Origin of the sequence: Stenotrophomonas sp. WED208 (assembly GCF_040984485.1) — a bacterium.
Taxonomy (GTDB): domain Bacteria; phylum Pseudomonadota; class Gammaproteobacteria; order Xanthomonadales; family Xanthomonadaceae; genus Stenotrophomonas; species Stenotrophomonas riyadhensis.
The window spans coordinates 1,194,412-1,219,887 of record NZ_JAZARB010000001.1; the positions used below are offsets into that span (position 1 = coordinate 1,194,412).

General features: G+C 66.8%; 20 protein-coding genes. 10 read left to right on the forward strand and 10 right to left on the reverse strand.

The window, feature by feature from the left end:
- Positions 1-39: 39 nt before the first annotated feature.
- Both VPH47_RS05215 and VPH47_RS05220 read left to right on the forward strand, forming a co-directional pair.
- The gene (locus VPH47_RS05215; RefSeq protein ID WP_368850269.1) at positions 40-936 is read left to right on the forward strand and encodes a siderophore-interacting protein; all 897 of its coding nucleotides are present in this window, start codon (positions 40-42) and stop codon (positions 934-936) included.
- 68 nt (positions 937-1,004) lie between these two features.
- A complete protein-coding gene (locus VPH47_RS05220) occupies positions 1,005-1,397 on the forward strand; it encodes a hypothetical protein (protein WP_069116224.1) in 393 nt (130 codons plus the stop codon).
- A gap of 119 nt (positions 1,398-1,516) precedes the next feature.
- Here the strand turns inward: VPH47_RS05220 and VPH47_RS05225 are convergent, their stop codons facing one another.
- The 4 genes from VPH47_RS05225 to VPH47_RS05240 form a co-directional block, all read right to left on the reverse strand.
- Positions 1,517-3,481, reverse strand: coding sequence for a M2 family metallopeptidase (locus VPH47_RS05225; protein WP_368850270.1), 1,965 nt, complete (start codon positions 3,479-3,481; stop codon positions 1,517-1,519).
- A 610-nt stretch (positions 3,482-4,091) separates the two neighbouring features.
- The gene (locus VPH47_RS05230) at positions 4,092-5,741 is read right to left on the reverse strand and encodes a phosphoethanolamine transferase (protein ID WP_368850271.1); all 1,650 of its coding nucleotides are present in this window, start codon (positions 5,739-5,741) and stop codon (positions 4,092-4,094) included.
- Positions 5,738-6,490: a phosphatase PAP2 family protein gene (locus tag VPH47_RS05235; protein ID WP_368850272.1), complete on the reverse strand. Its 753-nt coding sequence runs from the start codon at positions 6,488-6,490 to the stop codon at positions 5,738-5,740. Before VPH47_RS05235 ends, VPH47_RS05230 begins: the two co-directional genes overlap by 4 nt.
- 111 nt (positions 6,491-6,601) lie before the next feature.
- Positions 6,602-8,305, reverse strand: coding sequence for an ArnT family glycosyltransferase (locus VPH47_RS05240; protein ID WP_368850273.1), 1,704 nt, complete (start codon positions 8,303-8,305; stop codon positions 6,602-6,604).
- A gap of 130 nt (positions 8,306-8,435) precedes the next feature.
- Between VPH47_RS05240 and VPH47_RS05245 the strand changes: the two genes are divergently transcribed.
- From VPH47_RS05245 to VPH47_RS05260, 4 genes are all read left to right on the forward strand, one after another.
- Positions 8,436-9,149 carry a response regulator transcription factor gene (locus VPH47_RS05245; protein WP_110713146.1) on the forward strand — a complete coding sequence of 238 codons (714 nt, stop codon included), beginning with the start codon at positions 8,436-8,438 and terminating at the stop codon, positions 9,147-9,149.
- Complete coding sequence (locus VPH47_RS05250) at positions 9,136-10,422, forward strand: HAMP domain-containing sensor histidine kinase (RefSeq protein ID WP_110713144.1); 1,287 nt, start codon at positions 9,136-9,138, stop codon at positions 10,420-10,422. Before VPH47_RS05245 ends, VPH47_RS05250 begins: the two co-directional genes overlap by 14 nt.
- A gap of 122 nt (positions 10,423-10,544) precedes the next feature.
- On the forward strand, positions 10,545-11,795 hold the full coding sequence (locus tag VPH47_RS05255; protein ID WP_106551172.1) for a DUF819 domain-containing protein: 1,251 nt from the start codon (positions 10,545-10,547) through the stop codon (positions 11,793-11,795).
- A 192-nt stretch (positions 11,796-11,987) separates the two neighbouring features.
- Positions 11,988-13,118 (forward strand): DUF3103 family protein, encoded by a 1,131-nt coding sequence (locus VPH47_RS05260; RefSeq protein ID WP_368850274.1) that lies wholly within the window; start codon positions 11,988-11,990, stop codon positions 13,116-13,118.
- Positions 13,119-13,434: 316 nt separating this feature from the next.
- Here the strand turns inward: VPH47_RS05260 and VPH47_RS05265 are convergent, their stop codons facing one another.
- Both VPH47_RS05265 and VPH47_RS05270 read right to left on the reverse strand, forming a co-directional pair.
- Positions 13,435-13,659, reverse strand: a complete 225-nt coding sequence (locus VPH47_RS05265; protein WP_005410613.1) for a YbdD/YjiX family protein — start codon at positions 13,657-13,659, stop codon at positions 13,435-13,437.
- Positions 13,659-15,740: a carbon starvation CstA family protein gene (locus VPH47_RS05270; RefSeq protein WP_180848151.1), complete on the reverse strand. Its 2,082-nt coding sequence runs from the start codon at positions 15,738-15,740 to the stop codon at positions 13,659-13,661. The genes VPH47_RS05265 and VPH47_RS05270 overlap by 1 nt, the downstream gene beginning before the upstream one ends.
- Positions 15,741-15,955: 215 nt before the next feature.
- Between VPH47_RS05270 and VPH47_RS05275 the strand changes: the two genes are divergently transcribed.
- Positions 15,956-16,807, forward strand: coding sequence for a pirin family protein (locus VPH47_RS05275; RefSeq protein WP_110713136.1), 852 nt, complete (start codon positions 15,956-15,958; stop codon positions 16,805-16,807).
- Positions 16,808-16,935: 128 nt separating this feature from the next.
- Here the strand turns inward: VPH47_RS05275 and VPH47_RS05280 are convergent, their stop codons facing one another.
- The 4 genes from VPH47_RS05280 to VPH47_RS05295 form a co-directional block, all read right to left on the reverse strand.
- Positions 16,936-17,397, reverse strand: a complete 462-nt coding sequence (locus tag VPH47_RS05280) for a hypothetical protein (protein WP_110713135.1) — start codon at positions 17,395-17,397, stop codon at positions 16,936-16,938.
- A gap of 197 nt (positions 17,398-17,594) precedes the next feature.
- Positions 17,595-18,314, reverse strand: coding sequence for an aquaporin Z (gene aqpZ, locus VPH47_RS05285; protein WP_032129854.1), 720 nt, complete (start codon positions 18,312-18,314; stop codon positions 17,595-17,597).
- 124 nt (positions 18,315-18,438) lie between these two features.
- Positions 18,439-19,302 carry a pirin family protein gene (locus tag VPH47_RS05290; RefSeq protein ID WP_153855765.1) on the reverse strand — a complete coding sequence of 288 codons (864 nt, stop codon included), beginning with the start codon at positions 19,300-19,302 and terminating at the stop codon, positions 18,439-18,441.
- Positions 19,303-19,942: 640 nt separating this feature from the next.
- Positions 19,943-22,006 carry a 3-hydroxyacyl-CoA dehydrogenase NAD-binding domain-containing protein gene (locus VPH47_RS05295; RefSeq protein WP_368850275.1) on the reverse strand — a complete coding sequence of 688 codons (2,064 nt, stop codon included), beginning with the start codon at positions 22,004-22,006 and terminating at the stop codon, positions 19,943-19,945.
- Between the two features lie 235 nt (positions 22,007-22,241).
- Between VPH47_RS05295 and rpoE the strand changes: the two genes are divergently transcribed.
- The 3 genes from rpoE to VPH47_RS05310 all read left to right on the forward strand — a co-directional run bounded on the left by rpoE (position 22,242) and on the right by VPH47_RS05310 (position 25,350).
- Complete coding sequence (rpoE, locus tag VPH47_RS05300; RefSeq protein WP_010482816.1) at positions 22,242-22,862, forward strand: RNA polymerase sigma factor RpoE; 621 nt, start codon at positions 22,242-22,244, stop codon at positions 22,860-22,862.
- Positions 22,859-23,740, forward strand: coding sequence for a sigma-E factor negative regulatory protein (locus VPH47_RS05305; protein ID WP_110713130.1), 882 nt, complete (start codon positions 22,859-22,861; stop codon positions 23,738-23,740). Before rpoE ends, VPH47_RS05305 begins: the two co-directional genes overlap by 4 nt.
- A gap of 74 nt (positions 23,741-23,814) precedes the next feature.
- Positions 23,815-25,350: a DegQ family serine endoprotease gene (locus VPH47_RS05310; RefSeq protein ID WP_197612697.1), complete on the forward strand. Its 1,536-nt coding sequence runs from the start codon at positions 23,815-23,817 to the stop codon at positions 25,348-25,350.
- Positions 25,351-25,476: the final 126 nt, after the last annotated feature.

Consider the following 25,476-nt stretch of genomic DNA (forward strand, 5'->3'; position numbering starts at 1 on the left):
ACAGCCAGCCAATCCGATGTCGTTGCATGAGGTTCCCCCATGGCTGCGCAGCAGACCTACCGCCTGTTCGAGGTGGCGCTGAAGGAGCGCCGCGTTCTCTCCCCTTCCCTGGACCGCATGGTGTTCACTGGTGCCGACGTGGCGCGGATGAAGACCGAAGGCCCGGACCAGCGGATCAAGGTGTTCTTCCCCTTGCCCGGCCAGGACCTGCCGCAGGTCCCCAGCGGCGAGGACTGGTACCCGCGCTACCGGGCGCTGCCGGATGATCAGCGCCCGCCGATGCGCACCTACACGATCCGCCAGCTACGCGCCGAGCAGGGCGAGGTCGACGTCGATTTCGTCATCCACGGCGTGACCGGGCCCGCTTCGCGCTGGGCCATGCATGCAAGGCCGGGAGACCGCGTGGTGCTGCTGGCCCCGGACGCCGACTGCGCCGAGAGCAGCGAAGGCTGGGAGTGGAAACCGCCGGTCGGGATTGGCCAGGTACTGCTGGTGGCTGACGAGACCGCCTTGCCGGCAGTGGCCGGCATCCTCGAGGAACTGGCAACCATGGCGGATCCGCCACGCACGCTGGCCCTGCTGGAGGTGGCCCAGGCCGGCGACGCGGTACCGCTGAAGGCGCCGGCCACGGCCGAGCTGGTGTGGTTGCCGCGCGGGCAGGCGACGTACGGGCAGCCCCTGCTGCAGGCAGTGCAGGCGCGCTTGGCGGCGTCGTCGAGCGTGGCTGCCGACGATGCGCTGGAAGAGATCGACGTCGACGCGCAGATCCTCTGGGAGCAGGCCGATGCCAGTGTGGGCGGACCGCTGTATGCCTGGGTGGCAGGCGAGGCAGGGGCCGTGATGGCGATCCGCCGCCATCTGGTCCGCGACTGTGGGCTGGACCGCCGCGCGATCACCTTCATGGGCTACTGGAGGCACGGCAAAGTACTGGACTGAGGCGACGTGAAGCGGCGCTGCGGGCGGGGTGCGCTATCCTTGCGCCCCCCTCGCAGCGGTACCGCACCATGTCCACCAGCTCCAAGACCCGCCGCGACCAGCGCCGTCGCCAGGAAAAGCAGGCCGCCAACAAGGCCGCTGCCCAGGCCTCGCCGGTGGAGCCGCATGCCGAGCTGCGCGATGCGCAGCGCACCCTGCTGGCCGGTGTCGTGCGCCGTGATGGCGAATGGGTGCTGGGCATGGATGGCCGCATCGCCGGGCACAGTGACTCGGCCGCGCAGGTGCTGGCGCTGATCATGCAGGCCGGTGAACTGCACGAGCGCAACGGTACGCCGGTGCGCCTGATGTATTCCGATGCGCTGCGCGATGCCGCGCAGGCCGAAGCGAAAGAGAAGGGCCAGACCTTCGAAGAATTCAAGGCCGAACTGGCTGCCGCGATGGCGGCGAAGAAGGACAGCTGACAGGCATTTCGGTAGAGCCGGCCGCTGGCCGGCTGCCCGTTGGGTCTTCATCGCGTGGTTGCCGGCCAGCGGCCGGCACTACCGGAAAGGGGCGGATCCTCGCGGATCCGCCCCTTTTTTCATTTCGCCGCCGGTGCCGCGTTGGCCTGCCAGCCGCACATCTGGCCTTCGTTCTGCTGCTTCAGCCACTCGTTGACCGGGGTGAAGTACTCGATCATCGGGCCGGCATCGAGCTTGTCGGTGCCGGTCAACTCCTTCAGCGTGGCCTGCCACGGCTGGCTGGCGCCCTTGCTCAGCATCGCCCAGTACTTCTGGCCGGCTTCCTTGTTGCCGTAGAAGGTGCACTCATGCAACGGGCCCTTGTAGCCGGCCGCGTCGCACAGGCCCTTGTAGAACTGGAACTGCAGGATGCGCGCCAGGAAGTAGCGGGTGTACGGGGTGTTGCCCGGCACGTGGTATTTCGCGCCCGGATCGAAGAACTCTTCGCCACGGGTGCTGGCCGGTGCCACGCCCTGGTACTTTGCCTTCAGGTCCCACCACGCCTTGTTGTAGTTGTCGGCGGTGATCGAACCATCGAACACGCCCCAGCGCCAGCGGTCGATCATCAGCCCGAACGGCAGGAACGATACGCCCGACAGCGCCATGCGCATCTGGTTGTTGATGACTGCCTCGCGGCTCTCGGTCGGTGCATCGACCAGGCCGATCGAGCTGAGGTACTTGGGCGTCATCGCCAGCACGATGGTGTCGCCGATCGCTTCATGGAAGCCATCGTTGGCACCGCCCTGGAACAGCGGCGGCAGTGGGTTGTAGGCCAGGTCGTAATAGATGTGGCCCAGCTCGTGGTAGATGGTGGTGAAGTTCTCTTCGTTCGGCTTGATGCACATCTTGGTGCGCACGTCGCCTTCCATGTTCATGTCCCAGGCGCTGGCGTGGCAGACCACGTCGCGATCGTCGGGCTTGATGAACTGGGTCTTCTCCCAGTACGACTGCGGCAGCGACGGCATGCCCAACGACACGTAGAAGTTCTGCGCGCGCTCGGTCATCTGCTTGGCGGTACGCAGTTCGGCCTCGCGCTGCGCCTTGTACTGCGCGGCCACGTTGGCGTCCTTGCCGGCCTTGGCCAGCGCTGCGCTCAGGTTGGTCTGGTACTGCTTTTCCAGCGCTGCAGTGATGTCCAGGCTGCCGGCACCCGGGTACGGTTCCAGCTGGTCCCACAGGTTCGACCAGTCCTGCTGCCACATGTTGCCGAGCAGGTGTGCGGCGATCAGGCCGTTGCCCACTTCCGCCTTGTCCTTGCCATAGGTCTTGTCCAGCTTGCCGCGCGCATAGCAGTGCAGCTGCTCATACATCGGCTTGACCTGTTCCCACAGGCGGTCGGTTTCCGGGCCGATCTGCTCCGGCGGCATGTCGTAGCCGCTGCGCCACATCTGGCCGGCATCGGTGAAGCCCATGCCCTTGGCGCCTTCGTTCACCAGGCCGACGAACTTCTGGTAGTCGCCGCGCATGCTCTTGGTGGTGCTGTGCCAGCCCTGCCAGGCATCGAGCTGCTTGTCGTAGTCGCGGCTGCGCGCGAGCACCTGCTCCAGCTCGCCCAGCTGGCGGCAGGAGTTCGGATCGTTGGCGTCGGTGCAGTACTTGCCGGCACCGTAGCTGCCTTCCATGCGGGTGGCGATCTGGGTCAGCTCGGCCAGCTTGGCCGGGTCGCGCGGCGCCGGCATCGAGGACATCAGTTTCAGCAGGTGGATCGCGCGCTTGCTGTCCTCGCTCATCGGCTTGCCGTCGAACGTGGCGGCCTGTTCGATCCAGCTGTTGAGCTGGGTCAGCGAACGCTCGTTGGCCTTGGCCGCGATGCGTTCCGAATCACTGTTGATGTAGGTGGAGGACAGCCACTGCGCCGAGGTCATCTCCGGGTAGGCGGCCTTGAATTCGGCATTGATGCGGGCCACGAACTGGTCGGCGGTTTCGCCGGCCGGGGCGCTGCTGCTGGCGGTATCGGTGCCTGGGGCAGCTTCCTTCTTGCAGGCGGCCAGGGCCAGCGTGGCGGCGGCGATTGCCGAGGCCAGCAGGAGATGACGGTGTTTCACGGGCGGTCCTTGGGTGGTGAACGACGGCCGAAGGCTAGTGGGCAGTTGCTGCCACCGCAAGTGGCGGAAGTCGGCCGGGCGGCGCCCGGCACCCGCAGAGGCCAGAGCACAAGCAACAGCAAACGCCGAAGCAACCGCAAAAGCAGGGTATCCGTGGGATGGCGCGGCGGTGTGGGCTTGCAGGACACGCCGTAAACCCATCCATGGGGGCTCGATGGCGCCATCCATGGCGCCAACGGTCCTGCAAGCCCACACCGCCCCACCTCTGACAGATCGCGGCGGCTGTTGGTGGGTGTCGACCTTGGTCGACACATCTGTCAGGTATCGACAAACAAGAATGGGGTCAGATCCGTTTTCCTCCGGAAAACGGATCTGACCCCACGGTCGTTCCAACAGATCGCGGAAAACTGTCGAAGGCGGGGTGGGTCCGGTGGCGGGAGTGTCCGCGGCATGGATGCCGCGGCCAAGCCCCCAGGGATGGGTTTACGGCGTCTCCCGCCACCGGACCCACCCCGCCATCCCACGGAATGCACGCTGTTGCTGTTGCTTCGGCCGTTGCGGTTGCGGTTGCCTCTGCAGGTGCAGGGCTGCAGGCCCTGCCGAACAACCCTCAACTCTCGCAGTTGGCGAACACGTCGCGGTCTCGCTCGTACAGCGAGGTCTTCACCTGCATCAGGCCCAGCACCGACGGGAACAGGTTGTCGTGGTCGGTGTAGGCCGCCGAACGCTTGCGCACGCACTGCAGGTCCAGCCCGCGGCTGCTGGCGAAGCCCGGCGAGAACCACATCGTCATCGGTACCCGGGTCTGCTCGGCCGGGGCGATGGCGTAGGGCACGCCATGCAGGAACAGGCCCTTCTCGCCCAGTGACTCGCCGTGGTCGGACAGGTAGATCATCGCTGTGTCGTAATCCTGCATGCCCTGCAGCGTGCCGATGGTCTTGGTCAGGAAGTGATCGGTGTACAGCACGGCGTTGTCGTAACTGTTGGTGATCTCCTCGCGCGTGCAGCGGCCGATGTCACGGGTGTCGCAGGTGGGGGTGAAGCGGCGGAACGCGGGCGGATAGCGCTCGAAGTAGGCCGGGCCGTGGTTGCCCAGCTGGTGCAGCACCACCACGCGGTCGCCGGGCTTCGCACGCACCTGGGTGGCCAGGTCCTGCAGCAGGATCTCGTCCATGCAACGGCCATCAGCACATAGCCCCGGGGTGGTCGCATCGGACAGCGACTGGAAATCCAGGCCCTCGCACACGCCCTTGCAGCCGGACTGGTTGTCACGCCACAGCGGTGCGATGCCAGCGCGGTTCAACACATGCAGCAACGACTGGTGCGCGCGGATCTTCTTTTCGTCGTATTCGTGGCGACCCCATGGCGAGAACAGGCACGGCAGCGAAACCTCGGTGCTGGTGCCGCACGAATGCATGTCCGGGAAATTGACCACGCTGGCCTGGGCCAGTTCCGGGGTGGTGTTGCGGCCACCGTTGAGCCCCCAGTTCTGCGCGCGCACGGTCTCGCCCATGACGATCACCAGCAGGCGCGGCTTGCTGGCCGGCGCGCGCGGGGTGGCCTTGGCATCGGTGCCGATCGGCAGTTTCGGCGCGCGCTGCACCGGATTGTCGCCACGCAGTGCACGCGGCATGCCCAGCAGTACGTTGGCCGGTGTCGCGAGGTAACGCACTTCGCGCTGGTTGCGCATCAGTGCGGAGACGTCCTGGAACGAGATCAACGCGCCGCCGACGGCAGTCACCGCCGCCACCACCAGGAAGCCGAGGCGCCACAGCAGGCTGCGGCCCCAGCTGCGACGGCGCAGCTGCACGCGCCACAGCACGATCATCGGCAGCACCGCCAGCAGCAGTACCGGCCACAGCAGTGACACGGTCATCAGCTCGCGGCTTTCCTTGGGGTCGGTCGCCAGCACGTTGCGCAGCATGTCCGCATCCAGGTAGATGTGGTAGCGGCTCATGTAGTGCGCAGCGAAGGCGGTTACCAGCAACAGCAGGCTGATCACCACCTTGGCGTTCCAGCGCCAGACCAGGATGCCCAGCAGCACGCCGTGCGCACCCAGCAGCAACAGCAGCAGCGAGAGCGCGTAGCGCAGGCTGCCCGGATGGCTGGCCATTGCGCTGTGCCAGAACAGGCCGTTGCCGGCCACCGCGAAGAACAGGCTGGTCAGGGCGATCAGTGCTTCGGTGGACAGCTGCGGCCGCCAGCGGCGAAGACTCGCCAATGCGGGAAGGCGGGCGGGGCGTTGGACCGATGCACTCATGCGTTTGCCTCCTGGCGGTTGGGACGGTCCAGCTGACGGCGGATCAGGACATACAGGCCGAGCGAAAGCAGCCAACATATCAACGCAGTGGCAACGTCATGCGAAAGGAAATGCGCGCCCCGCAGCTGCTGGCTGATGCCGAACACCAGGCCAGTGCCAAGGCCGATCCACAGTCCGGCCCAGCGCCACGACGGGCGCCACAGCAGGGCGAAATAGTACAGAGACAACCATGCATAGCCAGCGCTGGCGTGACCGGCCGGGAAGCAGGCCTGCGGCGCCATGCCGGCCGGGCGCACGGTGAAAAGCCCGATGAAAGGCTGGTGGCCGCCGTAGCGCAGCAGGTCCCACGGGCATTCCATCGGCACCAGCGACTTCAGCAGGGAGATCACGCCGGTACCCAGGGCCATGGCAATAACGACATAAAGCAGCGCCCACCGCAGGGTGCGATCGCGACCCTTGCGCCAGTGATGGAAGCACAACAGGATCGCCACGAGCGCTGCAGCCGTGCTCAGCCATTTGCCCACCTTGTGCACAAGCGTGCGGGTGACCCAGGCGTCCTGCAACGCCCAATGGCCGCCTTCAAGACGGAACAGGTGGTCGGCTACCCATTGATCGCCGCCGAAACCCATCAGCAGCGTAAACAAGGGCAGACCGATTGCGACAGGTAGCCAAAGGTGAGTTACGGCAAATCTTGACGCCAGTGGCGATGTTGCAAGCGGTGCTACCGAGTCAATGGGTTGGACGGGCATGCTGGGAAAGGGCGGTTCGGGAATCCGCGGTCATGCTCGTCACCTGGATGTCGGAGAAGGGTCGGACGCTCGTTCGTGCCGGGTTAATGTTTGCCCGGCACGTGTCAACGTTCAGTCTTCTTCGGCGGTCGATCCTGTCCGCTCGGCGTGGCACTCCGGGTCCCAGGCCGTACCGGGAAGCAGTTGCCAACGATTGCGATTGGCAACACCGATATCGATCACCTTGGCTGGGTCCACGCAGGGACTCATCGCATCATCCAGTACCAGCAGCCAGCGCTTGTCCGGTGCCTCGGCCAGCCACGGGCCGGCGTCGTGCCATTGCTCTGCCCAGGGGCGCTTGAAGCCGAATTCGCGCACCGGCCGGTCTGCCTGCAGCAGGTTCTGCTCGCGCCAGGCGACCAGTGCCAGCTCCGCGTCTGGGCCGATCCGCGCACCTACCCGGCGCATCAGTGCCGACGCCGATGCGTAGGGGTCCAGTGCCGGGATCAGCACCAGACCGTAGAGCATCCAAAGCATGCCGTGGGTCAGCAGTACCAGCGTTGCGGCGCGGCGTACCCGCAGCCAGACGATCAACGTGGCCAGGGCGATGGCGAAGGTCAGCAGGCCGTCACCCAGCACCGGAAGCAGGGTGTCGGGCATGGCCCGGCGCTCCAGCTGGGCCACGGCCCACGGGTGCTCGGTCATCAGCATCACGCCGAGCACGCCCGTCGCCAGCATCAGTACCACGCTGTAGCCGAACAGGTAGCGGCGCACGCACAACCGACGCAGCAGGCCCGGCAGCAGCGGTGCTACGGCCAGCGCCATTGCCGGCAGCATCGGCAGCAGATACACCTCCCGCTTGCCGGGGCTGGCGCTGAAGAACACCAGCACCAGCACGGCCCAGCCCAGCAGCAACCACTGCCGGCGGTCGCCCCGGCGCAGGCGGCGCCACCAGGGCTTGAACAGCATCGGCAGCAGCAGGCTGCCCGGCAGCCACAGGGGCAGGATCACCTGCAGGTAGTACCAGACGGGCTGGCGGTGGTGCCAGGCATTGGCGTAGCGGGTGCCGGTCTGTTTGAACAACAGCTCATGCGCGTAGGCCTGCAGTTCGGCGCTGGGGGTGTGCAGCAGAGCCCACCCCAACGGCGCCAACCACACCCCCACGCCCAGCAGGAAGGCTGGAATCAGCCACAGCAGCGTTGCCGGGTGCGGCCCCTCGACGCGGTGCCCACGGCGGCGCTGGTACAGCCACCAGCCGAACCAGGGCAGCGCCATCAGCAGCGGCAGGAAGCCCACGCCCTTGGTCACCGTGCCGACGCCTGCGGCGAAGCCGGCCAGCCACAGGGCGGGCAGGTTGCGGCGTTCACACAGGTGGCGCATCAGCCCCCACAGGGCCACGGTGGTCATCCCCACCAGCACCATGTCGATCTGCGCGCGCTTGGCCATCAGCCCGAACTGCAGGGTGCAGAACAGCGCCGCGAGGGCATAGACGGAATGCCGGGGCGACCACAGCCTGCGGGCCAGGTCCGAGATCAGCCACAGGCTGAGCAGGGCGCCCAGCAACGACGGCAGCAGGAACGACCACTGCCAGCTGCCGACGATCTCGTAGGCCGCGGCCTGCAGCCACATGAAGACCGGCGGCTTTTCCGCGTAGAGCTCCACGCCGCGGTGCGGCAGCAGCCATTGCCCGCTCTCGACCATGGTCCGCGCCGCCAGCACGAAGCGCGGTTCGTCCGGCGGCTGCGGCTGACGCAGGCCGATACCGGCCGCCAACGCAGCAATGATCAGCAGCCACAACAGGGGCAGGCGCCAACGGCGGGGCAGGGCTACGGGCACGGCAGGCTCCGGGAGCAAAACAGCCATTCTGAGGTGGCGGGGGTGGGAAAAGCGTCAGAGGTGGCCAAGGCGACCGCATTCCGACATGGGCAGCGCTACCATGTTACGAACTTCCGTGGATGTTTCGTGCATGCGTCTGTTGGTGATCGAGGACAACCGCCAGCTGGTGGCCAACCTGTTCGACTATTTCGAGTCGCGCGGGCATGTGCTGGACGTGGCTCCGGATGGCATCACCGGCCTGCACCTGGCCGGCAGCCATCCCTACGACGCGGTGATCCTGGACTGGATGCTGCCGCGCATGGAAGGCCCCGAGGTGCTGCGCCGGCTGCGCGCCGAGCATGCGTCGGAGGTGCCGGTGATCATGCTGACCGCGCGCGACGAACTGCCGGACAAGATCGCCGGCTTCCGCGCCGGCGCCGACGACTACCTGACCAAGCCCTTCGCGCTGCCCGAGCTGGAGGTGCGGCTGGAGGCCCTGTTGCTGCGCGCGCAGGGTCGCAACCCGCGCAAGCGCCTGCAGGTGGGCGACCTGGTGCTGGATCTGGCGACCCTCGAGGCCCAGCGCGGCAGCCAGGTGCTGCATCTGTACCCGGCCTGCCGCAAGCTGCTGGAAGTGCTGATGCGGGCCAGCCCGGGCGCGGTGACCCGCCAGCAGCTGGAGTTCGCGCTCTGGGGCGACGAGCCACCGGATGGCGACCTGCTGCGTTCGCATGTCTATGAGCTGCGCCGCAGTGTGGATGGGCCGTTCGCCGAGAAGCTGATCCATACCCTGCCGCGGGTTGGCTACCGCTTGGCGGTGGCCACGGCCAGCGATGCCGGCAAGGATGATGATGAAGGCGCGTAAGCCGGGGCCGCTGTACCGGCGGGTGGTGTGGTGGTTGCTGGGCTACCTGGCGCTGCTGTCGGTCGCGGTGTTCAGCGTTGGCAACTACGTGCACGAGCATGCCGAGCACGCCGCCTGGCGTGCGCTGCTCAATTCCGAACTGGACAGCATCGTCGAGCACACCGAGCACGAGCCGCACTACCGCTGGCAGGACTCGGACACGCTCAGCCTGTTCCGCTTTGACGAAGGCAACATGCCGGAAAGCGTGCGTACGCTGCACCCGGGACTGCATGACGGGGTCCCGATCAAGGGGCGGCAGACTGCGGTGATGGTGCGTGATACCGGCTCGATGGGGCGGGTGGCACTGGCGCTGGACATTTCCGACTTCCACGACCTGGAACAGTTCGCCACGCGCTGGGTGATGCTGGCCGGCGTGATCATGATCTTCGTCACCGTGCTGATGGCTTCGTTCGGCATGGAGCGGATGGTGCGTCCGTTGAGCCTGCTGGCGCAGCGCATTGCCGGGTTGCGACCTGGGGTGCAGGGCCAGCGCATCGAGGTCGACCCGCGTGGCAGCTCCGAGCTGCATACCATCGCCGATGCGCTGAACGACTACCTGGACCGCAACGAGCAGTTCGTCGAGCGCGAGCGGGTCTTCATCAGCACCGCCAGCCACGAGCTGCGCACGCCAATCGCGGTGATGACCGGTGCCGCCGAGCTGGCGCTGGAACAGCCGGGCCTGCCCGATCGCGCGCGCCAGCAGATGCAGCGGGTGCTGCGCACGGCGCAGAGCGTGGAGCAGCTGATCGAACTGCTGCTGGTGCTGGCCCGTGATCCGGCGCGACTGGCGGCTCGTGCCGAGCGCATTGCGCTGGACCAGCTGCTTCCGGAAATCGTCGACGACCATCGCCACCTGCTGGGCGACAAGGACCTGAGCATCGGCATCCAGGCCGCACCGGTGGACATCGTCGCGCCGCTGGCGGTGGTGCAGGCAGCGATCGGCAACCTGCTGCGCAACGCCATCGAGAACAGTGGCCGCGGCCATATCGAACTGCAGCTGAGCGCGTCGGCGGTGCTGACCCTGCAGGACCCGGGGCACGGCATGAGCCCGGAGGAGATTGCCGCCATCCACGCCCGCATGGCCCGTGGCGGGCGCGCCGATCGTGGCGGCGGCATCGGCCTGGACCTGATCGCACGGCTGTGCGAGCACCTGGGCTGGACCCTGCAGCTGCAGCCCTGCGAGCCGCGCGGAACGCGCGTCACTCTGGACTTCGGCGCCTCGCGCCCCGCCTGACCGGTCTCCCAGTCCTGCTCCGCGCTGCGGCATGACCCGGCGTGAAGACAGTGTTAATCTCGACCTGCGCCGCTTTATGCGGCGCTTTTTTTTCTCCGCTCTTTCGATCGACAGAGGATCCCATGCCGACCGAACCCGCTACTGCCCTGATCAGCAACGACATCGTTGGACTGGGCCTGATTGCCGCCACCCTGGCCCTGATCTTCTGGGCCGCCAGTGGTCCGACCCCGTTGCTGAAGAAAATCTTCGCCTGGGTGCCGGCACTGCTGCTGTGCTACTTCATCCCCGCCATCTACAACACCGCCGGTGTCATCGATGGCCACAACACCTCGCTGTACAACCCGGTCGCGCGCGACGTGCTGCTGCCGGCCGCGCTGGTCCTGCTGACCCTGTCGATCGACCTGAAAGGCATCGCCAAGCTCGGCCCGAAGCTGCTGATCGTGTTCTGCGCCGGTACCGCCGGCATCATGCTCGGCGCCATCGTCTCGTTCCAGCTGATGAAGCTGATCCATCCGGAAACCGTGGCCGGTGATACCTGGGCTGGCATGGCCGCGCTGGCCGGCAGCTGGATCGGCGGCGGTGCCAACATGGTCGCCATGCGCGAAGTGTTCGGCACCGATGCCACCACCTTCGGCCAGTTCGCGGTGGTCGACGTGGCCTGCGCCAGCCTGTGGATGGCGATCCTGCTGTTCCTGGCCAACCGCGCGCAGCAGATCGATACCCGCAACGGTGCCGATACCCGTGCCATCGACGAGATGAAGGCACGCATCAGTGCCTATGAGGCACAGAACGCGCGCATTCCCAGCATGACCGACCTGATGGTGATCGTCGGCGTGGCACTGGGCGGTGTCGGTCTGGCCCACGCCATCGCGGCGCCGCTGTCGGGCTGGTTCAAGGCCAATGTCAGCTGGGCCAGCCAGTTCAGCCTGGACAGCCAGTTCGTCTGGGTCATCCTGCTGTCCACCGCGATGGGCCTGGGCCTGAGCTTCACCCGCGCACGCCGGCTGGAAGCGGCTGGTGCGTCGCGCTTGGGCACGGTGTTCCTGTACTTCCTGATCGCCTGCATCGGCATGCAGATGAACCTGCTGTCGCTGCTGGATCGGCCGTGGCTGTTCCTGCTCGGCGCGATCTGGATGGCCACGCACGTGCTGGTGCTGTGGGTGGTGGCCAAGCTGCTGCGCGCGCCGCTGTTCTTCTTTGCGATCGGTTCGCAGGGCAACATCGGTGCGGCCGCCTCGGCCCCGGTGGTGGCGGCGGCGTTCCATCCGACGCTGGCCCCGGTGGGTGTGCTGCTGGGCACGGTGGGCTATGCCACCGGCACCGGCCTGGCCTACGTCACCGGCTTGATCCTGAAGTGGATGGCCAACGGCTGAGTCCCGGGTGGGGAACCCTCTCCGGCACCAGGGTCCCACATGGAGCCGAGCTCATGCTCGGCTCTTTTTTGCCTGCCGCACCCAGAACTGTGCGGCGCATACCGGAACGTATGGTGCCCGCGTCGTAGCGTAGGCAGCTCCTGTCGCTCGACTGCAGCGACGTTGCCGGGGGCTGGAATGACGCATCGACGGATGATTCGGGGAGCCACGCTGCTGGCACTGTTGCTGGCCAGTGCGGGAGCGGCTGCGCAAGGCGCGGCTATTGCGCGTGGCGCACAGGTGCAGGCGGTGACCGAGGCCAGTGCGCGTGAGGTGGCGGCATTGATCGCGCAACCCGGCTTTGCGGACGTCGTGCGCGGCACGCTGGTGGCCTCACCAGAGCAGGGTGTGGCGCTGGATGCAGTGATGGAGCGTTTCGACCCGGGTGTCCGCACCCGGGCCAGTGTCTCCCTGGCCCGCAACGACCAGCAGCTGCGCCAGGCCAAGGGCCTGCCGGAGCAGGGTGAAGGGCTGCTGCAGCTGCGCGCCTATGTGCCTGAGGGCCAATCATTGGCGGACATCGCTCCACGCCAGTTGTGGGTGGCCAGCCTGCCGCGCGGCAATGATCGCGACTGGACCACGTTGACCGCCTACGACGCGCAGGGCCGTGCGCATGTGCTGGATGCAAAGCGGGCTCCGGCATTCCCGGTGCTGATCGTTGATGTCGATACCCGCCGTTCGGTGCAGGAGGGCATGGCGCTGGTCAACGCCGGCCTGCGTGCACGCGGCCTGCAATCGCCGGAGCGCATCCAGCTGTCGGCCGATGGCACGCGGGCCGCGCTGGACATCACCCGGCTCGACCGCATCCGCCTGGCTGACGATCAGGAGCCATGGGCACTTGGCGCGGCGGAGGTGTTCGCGGTGGTGTCCGGGCTGCAGATCGGCAAGGCCGAGCCGGAAATGGCGACGGTCGACATGCCGTACCTGGACTACGACAAGACCGATTACACACCGCAGCAGGCACTGATCCTGTGGGGGAACTACCGCTTCAACGCCGCCAACGTGCAGTTGTTCGAGGATGACGGTGACACCAACTACCAGGACCTGCTGGTGGCGCTGAGCAATGGTGTGAAGGCGGCACTGGGCGCGTTCGCACCGGAGTATGCGGTGATCGCCGATATTGCCGGTGCGATCCTGAAGGCGATGCCGACATCGTGGTTCTCCAACGACATCGATTATCTGGACAGCTTCTACCTGGTGCAGCGTGGTCAGGCGTACACCGATCGCATGGGCGCGGCGAACAACGCCAGGGTCACGCTGACGCCGATCACGCTGGTGGAGTAGTCCAGCCGGGCTTGCAGCCCTGCACCCGCTCGATGCAACGGCAACGGTCAAATCAAGAGCGGCATTCCGCGGGATGGCGGGCGTCCAGTAGATCCGCGCCATGCGTGGATGAAATCTGTCAGAGGTCGACAATCAACATGGGGTCAGATCCGTTTTCCGAAGGAAAACGGATCTGACCCCGGTTGTGTCTCGCCGTCACCGGCAATCCACATCGGCCCGCCAGCCAAACAGAAACCCAGAGCCGACGCTCCGGCAGTTGTAGTTGCAGTTGCTCCGGCCACTGCGGGCGCCGGGCTGCAAGCCCGGCACCCAACCCTCAACAGCAGCGTCCCCCGTTACGTCCGCCGTAGCGCGCTTCCTGGCGTTCGCGGAAGAACGTCTTGTAGTCCATCGGCTCCTGGTCCGGGTGCTTCTCCAGCATGTGCCGGACGTAGTTGTCGTAATCAGGAATGCCACAGCACAGCCGTGCGGTCTGCACCAGGCGTCGCCAGATGCGGCGGTGCGCCTGGTACTGGCCGGCGGGAACCAGTTGCGTACTCATCACAGATCCACCATTTCATGCGGCTTCAGCGCCACGTACGGAGTCTCGCGGTCGGAACGCTGCGGGTTGCGGCGGGCCGCCAGGATGGTCTTGATCGAATACACCAGCACTGCACCCACCACCAGCAGGAACAGTGCGGTCAGGCCGGTGTTGACGTAGGCGTTGACTACGATCTGCTTCATCTGCGCCACCGACTTGGCCGGTGCGGTGATCGTGTCGCTGGCAAGCGCGGCCTGGAACTTGTGTGCCTGTGCCAGGAAGCCCTGCGCCGGGTTGCTGTCGAAGATCTTGATGAAGCCGGCATAGGTGGTGCAGATCAGCAGCCATATGGCCGGAACCGCGGTGACCCACGCATAGCGGTCACGCTTCATCTTGAACAGCACCACCGTGCCCAGCATCAGCGCGATACCGGCCAGCATCTGGTTGGAGATGCCGAACAGCGGCCACAGCGTCTGGATGCCGCCGAACGGATCCACCACGCCGGTGTACAGCAGGTAGCCCCACAGCGCCACGCAGCCGGCGGTACCGATGATGTTGGCGGTCCACGATTCGGTCTTCTTCAGGGCCGGCACGAAGTTGCCCAGCAGGTCCTGCAGCATGAAGCGACCGGCGCGGGTGCCGGCGTCCACCGCGGTGAGGATGAACAGCGCTTCGAACAGGATCGCGAAGTGGTACCAGAACGCCATCATCGCGTCGCTGCCACTGGGAATCGCCTCGTGCAGGATCTGTGCGATGCCCACCGCCAACGTGGGCGCGCCACCGGCGCGGTGCAGGATGGTCGGTTCACCGATCGCCGCCGCAGTCGCGGTCAGCTGTTCGGGCGTGATGGTGAAGCCCCAGGTGTTGGTGATGTAGTGCGCCGCCGACGCGGCATCGGCACCGATCACCGCCGCCGGGCTGTTCATCGCGAAGTAGATGCCCGGATCGATGATCGAGGCCGCCACCAGCGCCATCACCGCCACGAACGATTCCATCAGCATGCCGCCGTAGCCGATGTAACGCATGTGCGCTTCATTGGCGAGCAGCTTCGGCGTGGTGCCGGAGGAAATCAGTGCATGGAAACCGGAGACCGCGCCACAGGCGATGGTGATGAACAGGAACGGGAACATGCCGCCCTTCCACACCGGGCCATCACCGCTGGCGGCGAACTGGGTCAGTGCCGGCATCTTCAGCTCCGGCATCACCACCAGGATGCCGATGGCCAGCGCGATGATGGTGCCGATCTTGAGGAAGGTCGACAGGTAATCGCGTGGTGCCAGCAGCAGCCACACCGGCAGCACCGAGGCGACGAAGCCGTAGCCGATCAGCATCCAGGTGATCTGGGTGCCGGTGAAGGTGAACGCCGGGCCCCAGACCGGATCGGCGGCGACCTTGCCGCCGTACCAGATCGCGGCCAGCAGCAGGATCAGGCCGACCACGGAGATCTCGCCGATCTTGCCGGGGCGGATGTAGCGCATGTACACGCCCATCAGGATCGCGATGGGCATCGTTGCGATCACCGTGAACATGCCCCACGGGCTTTCGGCCAGCGCCTTGACCACCACCATCGCCAGCACTGCCAGGATGATGATCATGATCAGGAACGCACCGAACAGGGCAATGGTGCCGGGCACCTGGCCCATCTCCTCGCGGACCAGGTCACCCAGCGAGCGGCCATTGCGGCGGCTGGACAGGAACAGGACCATGAAGTCCTGCACCGCGCCGGCCAGTACCACGCCCACCACCAGCCACAGCAGGCCGGGCAGGTAGCCCATCTGTGCGGCCAGCACCGGGCCGACCAGCGGACCGGCGCCGGCAATGGCGGCGAAGTGGTGGCCGAACAGCACGTGCTTGTTGGTCGGCACGTAGTCCAGGCCATCGTTGTTGATCACCGCCGGGGTGGCCCGGGTCGGATCGAGCTGCATCACCTTGTTGGCGATGAACAGGCTGTAGAAGCGATAGGCGACGAGGTACAGCGACACCGCCGCGACGACGATCCACAGGGCGTTGATGTGTTCGCCGCGGCGTAGTGCCACGGTGCCCAGACAGAATGCGCCGAGCAGCGCGAGTACCGCCCAGCCCAGTTTGGAAAACCCTTTCATGAGGTGCTCTCTCCCGGAAAGACAGTCAAAGAGTCCTGCTTGCCCACGACAGGGTCAATTGGCACAGGACGAATCTGCGGTAGTACTTTGGTCGTACGCAGGGCGTGCTGACGTGCAGCGAACATCAGGGATGGAACAATCGGTTGCGGAGCCATCCATTGGCCTACGGTCGTGTGGCGTCCATCTTCAGTGGCATCCATCCAACAGGAGTCGCCATGAGCTTTCCCGAACCGGTCCGCGTACTGCGCACCATCCGTGGCATGCCCACCTCCGACGGTGCCGGCGTGCGCCTGACCCGCGTCATCGGTGGCCCGACGCTGCCCGACCTGGATCCGTTCCTGCTGCTGGATGAGTTCGGCACCGACCGTGCCGAAGACTACATCGCAGGCTTTCCGGAGCATCCGCACCGTGGCTTCGAGACCGTCACCTACATGCTCGACGGGCGCATGCGGCATCGCGACAACCATGGCAACGAGGGCCTCCTTACTCCGGGCAGCGTGCAGTGGATGACTGCCGGCCGCGGCCTGGTGCATTCGGAGATGCCCGAGCAGGAAAGCGGGCAGATGCGCGGTTTCCAGTTGTGGGTGAACCTGCCGGCGAAGGAGAAGATGACCGAGCCGAAGTACCAGGAGTTCGCACCCGAGCGCATTCCCGTGGTGCAGCCGGATGCCGGCGTGGAAGTGAAGGTGATCGCCGGCACGGTCGACGGCACCCACGGCCCGATCGTGCAGCCGGCCACCGATCCGCTCTACCTGGACATCACGCTGGCGCCGGATCGGGCGTGGACCTATGCGTTGCCGGAAGGGCACAACGCGTTTGCCTATGTGTTCGAAGGTGCGGTGACCGTAGGTGAGCAGGACGCTGCGCGTGACGTGGCGCGCCAGGAACTGGCGGTGCTGGGCGGCGGCGAACAGCTGCACCTTTCGGCCGGCAACGAAGGCGCGCGGTTGATCCTGGTGGCTGGCCGTCCGCTGCGCGAGCCGGTGATGCGGCATGGCCCGTTCGTGATGAACACGCGGCAGGAACTGATGCAGGCCTTCGTCGATTTCCAGGAAGGCAAGTTCTGAGGCGGTGCCGGTCGCTGGCCGGCAACTGCCTGCGGTCACGGCGGATCGAGGTGCCGGCCAGCGGCCGGCACTACCCTGTGATCGGGCCACATTGTGGGGATGCTGCCAGGCAGGCATCCCCGTCATGGTCAGCGCCCGGCGGCCACGGCCGACGGCGTCAGGCTCATGCCCTGCGCCAGCTGCTGCAGCGAGCCCAGTTCCTGCGGGCTGTCCGGATACAGTGAAATCTGCGCGTAACGCCCTTTGTCGAGCTTGACCACGCTGATCCGGCGCTCGGCATAGCCCGGCGGCTGCTGGCCACCGAGGTCGGGCTGGTACCAGTACAGTGATTCACCGCCGAAGCTGCCCTTTTCCTGGCGCAATGAGCGGTTCAGTGGAATGGACGGGTCACGTGCGCTGAGCATCAGGCTCAACACTTCACGGCCATCTCCGGTACTGGCGCGGCAGACCAGGAAGTCCGTCTGCACCAATTGCTGCCATTGCAGGCCACTGCTGGCCGGCAGCGAAGGACATTCGGTGGGAGCCTGTGCAGCGGCGGCCTGGGCCACCGCGAACAGCAGGCTCGACAACACTACAGGCGCGAACTTCATGCATCCCCCAAGGTGGTGTGTCGTTTGGCGCTGCCGGATGGGCGGGCAGCGTTGGCATCCCATCCCCGGATGCCACCCCGGCCGGCATGTGCACGGACGGTCAACTCAACCTTAACGGAACGTGAGCGATCGCACAAATCGCGGTTACAGGCGTAACCATTGCGGCCGAAGGTCGGCCGCAATGGTCCGCACAGGCCTCAGCGGTCGTTGCCGATCCACTTGTAGATGATGCCGCCGATCGCGCCGCCCAGCAGCGGGGCGACCCAGAACAGCCACAGCTGGCTGACCGCGCCGCTGCCGGCGAAGAAGGCCACCGCCGTGGAACGGGCCGGGTTCACCGAGGTGTTGGTGACCGGGATGCTGATCAGGTGGATCAGGGTCAGCGACAGACCGATCGCCAGCGGGGCGAACCCGGCCGGTGCCTTGCCGTGGGTGGCGCCCATGATCACGATCAGGAACACGGCGGTCAGCACCACTTCGCACAGGAAGGCCGCGGCCACGCTGTAGCCGCCGGGGGACAACGCGCCGTAGCCGTTGCTGGCGAATGCACCGGCCTGGCTGCCATCAATGGCGAAGCCGCTGGCGCCCGATGCGATCTGCAGCAGGATGAAGCCGGCCAGCAGGCCGCCGGCGACCTGGGCGATGATGTACGGGATCAGGTCCTTGGTCGGGAAACGACCGCCGGCCCACAGGCCGACACTGACCGCCGGATTGAAGTGCGCGCCGGAGATATGGCCGAACGCATAGGCGCCGGTCACCACGGTCAGGCCGAAGGCGAGCGCTACGCCGAGGAAACCGATACCCAGCGGATTGCCGTCGCCCCCGAACTTGGCGGCCAGCACCGCGCTGCCGCAGCCACCCAGAACCAGCCAGAAAGTGCCGAGGAATTCGGCGGACAAGCGTTTACCCATGCTCATGTGTTGCACTCCTTTGAAAGATGTCCGAACTGTGCGGTCGGTCACATTTCAGTGACCGGCGAGTGACGATAGCGTCAACGCCGGGTGCAGGGATACACCTTCCGGTGTGTGCAACACGCGATGTTCAGTACTGGGGCAGGGGAATGAACTCCTTGTCGTCGCCCGGAATGGTGCCGAAGCGGCCGGCTTCCCAGTCGTGCTTGGCCTGCTCGATACGCTCCTTCGAGCTGGACACGAAGTTCCACCACAGGTGACGCGGGCCATCCAGCGGTTCGCCGCCAAACAGCATGGCCTTCACCGGCGTCTTCGCGCGAAGGCGGCCCACCGCACCGGCTTCCGGGATTACCAGATGCTGGGCGGGGATGTCGACGCCATCCAGCTGCGCGTCGCCTTCGAGGATGTACAGCGCGCGCTCGCGGTGGCCATTGTCGATATCGATTTCCGCATCCGGGTCGAGATCGATGGCCACGTTGAGGGTGTCGGCGAACACCTTCACCGGCGATTCCTCGCCATAGGCGCGGCCGGCGATCACCCGCACCCAGGCACCATTGCGGCGCTGCTCGGGCAGGGTGGCCGCGGCATGGTGGTAGAACGCCGGTTCGATTTCCTCATGCGATTTCGGCAGTGCCACCCAGGTCTGCATGCCGTGGATCGGGTTGTCATGGTCGCGGTCCGGTTGCGGCGTGCGCTCGGAATGGGCGATGCCGCGGCCGGCGGTCATCCAGTTGACGTCACCGGGACGGATCACCTGGTCCGACCCCAGCGTGTCGCGGTGGCCGATCGCGCCCGACCACAGATAGGTGACGGTGGCCAGGCCGATATGCGGATGCGGGCGCACGTCGATGGCGGTGCCGGGATGCATGAGTGCCGGGCCCATCTGGTCGACGAACACGAACGAGCCGATGCTGCGCGCCTGCAGGGTGGGGACGGCGCGACGGACTTCGAGTCCGCCGATGTCGTGCACGCGCGGGGCGATGATGGTGGTCATGCGGGCGTTCTCGCTGGCAGGGATCAGGTGGTCAGCATCGCATGCGGCTGTGACGGGGACATGCCCCGTATGGGTAACAGGTTGTTCCAGCCAACGGCGCAGCCCCTCGTGGCTGTGGGGTTGGTCGCTGAAGGCAGAAGCAGAAGCCGCGCTTGGCCGGGCGGGTGGGTGGCGCAGGGGCCGCTGCAAGTACGTCCATGTAAGCTCGGTCGCCGCATCCATGCGGCTCACGCCCCTGCGCCACCCAACCGCCCGGCCTCTGACAGTTTCCGTGTGCATCCAGCCACGGAGAAGAAAAAAGAAAATCAAAGTCAAAATCAAACGCCGGTCGCTTCGCTCCTGGTGGCGACCAAGGTCGCCACCCACCAGTTCGCAGTAGCCATCAACCAGATTCGCAGTTCACCAACCGTCACCGGGAAACTGTCAGGGGTGGGGCGGTGTGGGCAGGCAGGACCGTTGGCGCCATGGATGGCGCCATCGAGCCCCCATGGATGGGTTTACGGCGTGTCCTGCCTGCCCACACCGCCCCGCCCAACAAACAGAAAAGCCAGAGCCGGCTGTTGCTCTGGCTCTGGCTCTGGCTCTGGCTTTTGCTTTGGTTGCCTCTGCGGGTGCCGGGCCGCAGGCCCGGCCGATCAACTCACACCACCGGTTCGCGCAGGGCGGGGTTGTCCCAGCCCGGGCGCGGTGCGAAACGGTCGCCGTGGCGCTGCTGCAGCGCCTTCAACCGCTCGACGATCGCATCGGCACCCACCGCACGGATGTGCTGGATCGGACCACCGCGGAACGGTGCAAAACCAGTACCGAAGATCACGCCGGCATCCAGCAGGTCCGCATCCGCCACCACGCCTTCGTGCAGGCAGGCCACTGCCTCGTTCAACAGCGGCAGGATCAGGCGGTCCTCCAGATCGGCCGAGGCCTGGTAATCGCTGGCCACGTCCGGCTTCTTCGGCTTGCCGTTTTCCCAGGTGTAGATGCCCTGGCCATCCTTCTTGCCACGCTTGTCTGGTTCCACCGTCTGCAGTGCGGCCGGAATCTGCAGGCCAAGGAACGGGGCCAGTTCGCGGCCGACGCCGGCGGCCACATCCAGGCCCACGGTATCGATCAGTTCGATCGGGCCCATCGGCATGCCGAACTTCACTGCGGCCTTGTCGATCACCGGGCCCGGAATGCCCTCGGCATACGCGGTGGCGGCTTCCAGCATGTACGGGAACAGCACGCGGTTGACCAGGAAGCCCGGGCTGCCGGCCACCGGCACCGGGAACTTGCCCAGTGCCTTGCAGAACGCGGCCAGGCGACGCTCGGTCTCAGGCGCCATGCCGTCGTGGTGGATGATTTCCACCAGCGGCATCTGCGCCACCGGGTTGAAGTAGTGCAGGCCGGCGAACTGCGCCGGGCGCTGGATGTGGTCGCGCAGTTCCACCAGCGGAATCGACGAGGTGTTGGTGGTCAGCAGCGCGTCGTGCTTCATCTTCGGTTCGAGCGTCTGGTACAGCGCACGCTTGGCCTCCGGGTTCTCGATGATTGCCTCGATCACCAGGTCGGCCTCGGCCACGCCGTTGCCTTCCAGGTCGGCACGCAGGCGTGCGGCCACGGCGGGGCGCTTGCTCTCGTCGCGTATCTTCTTGGCGAACAGGGCCTGCGCGCGCTCCATGGCCGGGTCGATGAAGCGCTGCTCGCGGTCCTGCAGGGTCACGTCGAAGCCCTTGTAGGCGGCCCACGCAGCGATATCACCGCCCATCACGCCGGCGCCGACCACGTGCACGTGGCGGATGCCGGAATCACCACCGCCGAGGCCCTTCAGGCGCTCGGTCAGGAAGAAGATGCGGATCAGGTTACGCGCGGTCGGCGTGCTGGCCAGCTTCACCACCGCGCGACGTTCGGCATCCAGGCGCGCCTGGATCGGCTTGCCGCCGCTGCGCTGCCAGGTGCTGATCAGCGCGTAGGGCGCCGGATACTGGTCCTTCTTGGCCTTGCGTGCGACCTGCTTGACCATCTGCGGTGCGAGCAGCGTGCGGGCCAGCCAGGTGTTGGTGGCCCAGGCCGTCGCGCGCTGCTTGAACGGGCGGGTGGTGCCGGACAGCGCCAGCGCGACGGCGGTGTCGAGTACCACCGCCGGTGCCACCACCTTGTCGACCAGGCCGATCCCACGCGCGGCCGAGGCTGACAGGGTGCGGCCGGTCAGCATCATGTCCATCGCCGCCGGTGCGCCGACCAGCTGCGGCAGGCGCGCGCTGCCACCCCAGCCCGGGAAGATGCCCAGCTGGGTCTCCGGCAGGCCGATGCGGGTGCTGCTGTCATTGGAGGCCACGCGGTAGCGGCAGGCCAGCGCCAGCTCGGTACCGCCGCCCAGGCAGTGGCCGTGGATGGCTGCCACGGTCGGGCAGGGCAGTTCAGCCAGCTTCTGGTAGGTGGCCTGGCCGCGACGGATGGCGTCGTTGACGGTGCCGCGGCGGTCGAACTCCTGGAACTCCTTCAGGTCCGCACCAGCGATGAAGCCGGCTTTCTTCAGCGACTGGATCACCACGCCCTTGGGCGGGTCCAGTGCAATGCGCTCGAGCAGGTCGCCCAGTTCCAGCAGCACGTCCTGCGACATGGCGTTGACGCTGCTGTCCTGACGATTCAGGGAGAGAACCACCACGCCGTCGTCGCGGATCTCGGGGTGCCAGTGGCTGAAGCGGAGACCATCGAAGCCTGAGAGCATGGACGTTCCATCCGGTTGTGTATGGAGAAGCGGCTATGATCCAGAGGTTGTTTCCCCCGCGTCAAATCCCAATAGCAGGGGAGTGGCGACCCCGGATCCATGGCCGTGGACCGGGACGCTAACGGAACGGTGGTTAAAAGCTGGTGCGGCGCCGGGTGATCGGCGACTGAACTTTTCCCGGGATTGGCAGTCTCATTGCCCGACGTCGGTTGGGCTGACAGGAGTGCGGCCCCTCATGGCCGATGTTGATACACCTCAGGAGCTGGATCTGGAACTGGTCCGGCGCGTGCAGCACGGCGAGAGCGCCGCGTTCGATGTCCTGGTGCGCAAGTACCAGCATCGCGTGGTGGCCCTGGTCGGTCGCTACATCGCCGACTGGAGCGAATGTCAGGACGTCGCCCAGGACACTTTCATCCGTGCGTACCGCGCGATCGGGAGTTTCCGTGGCGACGCCCAGTTCTCAACCTGGTTGCATCGAATCGCCGTGAATACCGCCAAAAACTACCTGGCTTCACACAATCGACGGCCGCCGACCGATGACATCGACATCGGTGACGCCGAACAGTTCGACAGCGGGACGCGCCTGCGCGACACCGATACGCCCGAACGAGAGTTGATGCGCCAGGAGCTGGAACAGACGGTGATGAAGGCCGTCAACGCGCTTCCGGAAGAACTCCGGCTGGCGATCACCCTGCGCGAGGTGGAAGGCCTGAGCTACGAGGATATCGCGCAGAAAATGGGGTGCCCGATCGGCACCGTGCGTTCACGGATCTTCCGGGCGCGCGAGGCGATCGACACCGAACTCCGGCCGCTGTTGGACATCGGCAGCGCCACCCGTGAGAAGAGCCGCGTATGACCAGTAATCCGTTCAACGAATCGCAGAATCACCACTCGCCCGCCGGGCAGCGTCTGGACCAGCGCCACCGCGAACAGCTGTCGGCCCTGGTTGATGGCGAGCTGGGTGCCGATGAGGCCCGCTTCCTGCTGCGTCGCATGGAACATGATCCCGAACTGGCGGGTTGCCAGGAACGCTGGCAGTTGCTGGGCGATGTGATGCGCGGGCAGGCCTCGGCGCTGGCGCCGGCCGGCTTCAGCGCGACCGTGGCCGCTGCCATTGCCGCCGAACCGGCGCCACGGGCCGAGCCGCGTCGCCAGGTGCGCCGTACCGGCTGGCGAGCGTGGGGCGGTGGCGCTGCACTGGCCGCCTCGGTGGCAGCCGTGGCCCTGTTCATGGGCGGCGAGAAGCTGCAGGACGCCACGCCGGGCGAGCCGTTGGCACCGCAGGTGATCGCCAGCCAGGCCGAGCTTGCGCCGGCCCCGGGCAACCCGGCCCCGGTGACCGAAGCCTCGGTGGATACTGCGGCGATGGCCGTGGCGGCGGCGCCTGCCGTGGCGATGGCCGCTGCCAGCCGCCGCCAGGACACCCGCCGTGCCAGCGCGACCCGCAGCCAGCAGGCTGCGCGAGCCGCCCAGCGCGACGATGTTCCGCAGCGTGCGGTGGCCGCCGCGCAGGCGCCGTTGACCCCGACCGTGCCGGCCAACACGGGCCGCAACCTGCCATTCGGTGAGGTCGGCGGGCTGCAGGCACGACCGTGGCCGCGCTCCAGCCTGGCACCTGCCGCCGCCGGCGCGCTCAATGCCAGCTTCCCGGCCCACGCCGGTGGCGCCGCGTTCTACCCGTTCGAGCCGCGCCTGCAGGACGACCTGCCGGTGCCGCCGCGTCCGCGCGACTGAGCCGGGCGCTTTCACGCCCCGCCGCCGGCGGGGCCCGTATTCCTCTTTCCATCCGATCCGGAGGTTGCCGTCCGATGACTCCCCGATTCCGCACGCAGGCCATTGGCCTGCTGGCCCTGACCCTGCCGCTGATGGCCTGCGCGCAGGCCCCGGCCCCGGCCGCGCAGACCGAGGCCTCTCCGGCCGCCGCACCGCGGGCGCCGGCACAGCCGCTGGTCAGTGGATTGCCCGACTTCACCCACCTGGTCGAACAGGTCGGCCCGGGCGTGGTCAACGTCGACACCACCATCGTGCGCAACAACCGGCAGGCCTCGCGAGGCCCGATGGGGGGCGACGATGACATGCCTGAATTCTTCCGCCGCTTCTTCGGCCCGGACTTCCCGATGCCGGGGCAGGGCCCGGGTGGCCAGGACGGTGGTCCCAGCATCAAGGGCCGCGGCATGGGCTCGGGCTTCATCATTTCACCCGACGGCTACGTGCTGACCAATTACCACGTGGTGGCCGATGCCAGCGAGGTGAAGGTCAAGCTGGGCGACAGCCGCGAGTTCAAGGCCAAGGTGGTCGGCAGCGACCAGCAGTACGACGTAGCCCTGCTGAAGATCGAAGGCAAGAACCTGCCGACCGTGCGCGTGGGTGATTCCAACACGCTGAAGCCGGGCCAGTGGGTCGTCGCGATCGGCTCGCCGTTCGGTCTCGATCATTCGGTCACCGCCGGTATCGTCAGTGCGCTGGGCCGGAGCACCGGCGGTGCAGACCAGCGCTACGTGCCGTTCATCCAGACCGATGTGGCGATCAACCAGGGCAACTCCGGCGGTCCGTTGCTGAACACCCGTGGCGAAGTGGTCGGCATCAACTCGCAGATATTCTCCGCCTCGGGCGGCTACATGGGCATCAGCTTCGCGATCCCGATCGACCTGGCGATGAGTGCGGTTGAACAGATCAAGAAGAGCGGCAAGGTCACCCGTGGCCAGCTCGGCGCGGTGGTCGAACCGATCGATTCGCTGAAGGCACAGGGCCTCGGGCTGCCGGACAGCCGTGGTGCGCTGGTCAACCAGATCGTGCCCGGCAGTGCTGCCGAGAAGGCCGGGGTGCAGATCGGCGACGTGGTCCGCTCGGTCAATGGCAGCCCGGTCAACAGCTGGTCCGACCTGCCGCCGCTGATCGGCGCGATGGCACCGGGCAGCCGGGTCACTCTGGGCGTGATCCGCGACGGCAAGCCGCGTGACCTCAGCGCCACGCTGACCGCACTGAGCGAAGACGGTCAGGGCAATGCCCGCGCGGCGGCTGCGGCCAAGCCCGATGCGGCACCGCAGGCCGGCGCCAATGCCCTGCTGGGCCTGGATGTCAGCGACCTGACCGCACCGCAGCGCAAGCAGTTCGGCCTGGATGGCAACGAGGGCGTGCGCATTACCGGGGTCAAGGGCCAGGCGGCGCGGGATGCCGGACTGTCTCCGGGCATGGTGATCCTGCAGGTCGGCCGCACCCCGGTCGGCAGCGTGGATGGCCTGAACCGCGCGCTGTCCAGCTACAAGAAGGACGATGTGGTGATGCTGCTGGTGCGTACCGGCAACGGCAACAGCGCGTTCGTGGCGGTGAAGGCCGGCCAGTAAGGCCCGCCCGGGCCGTCCTGTCGGCCCCGCCGTGTTCCCCGAAGCCCCGCTCTGGCGGGGCTTCGGCCGTTCCGGGCCCGGGCCGATGAGGCCATTTTCGCGGCGGGGCGCCGGGCGTGCGATAAT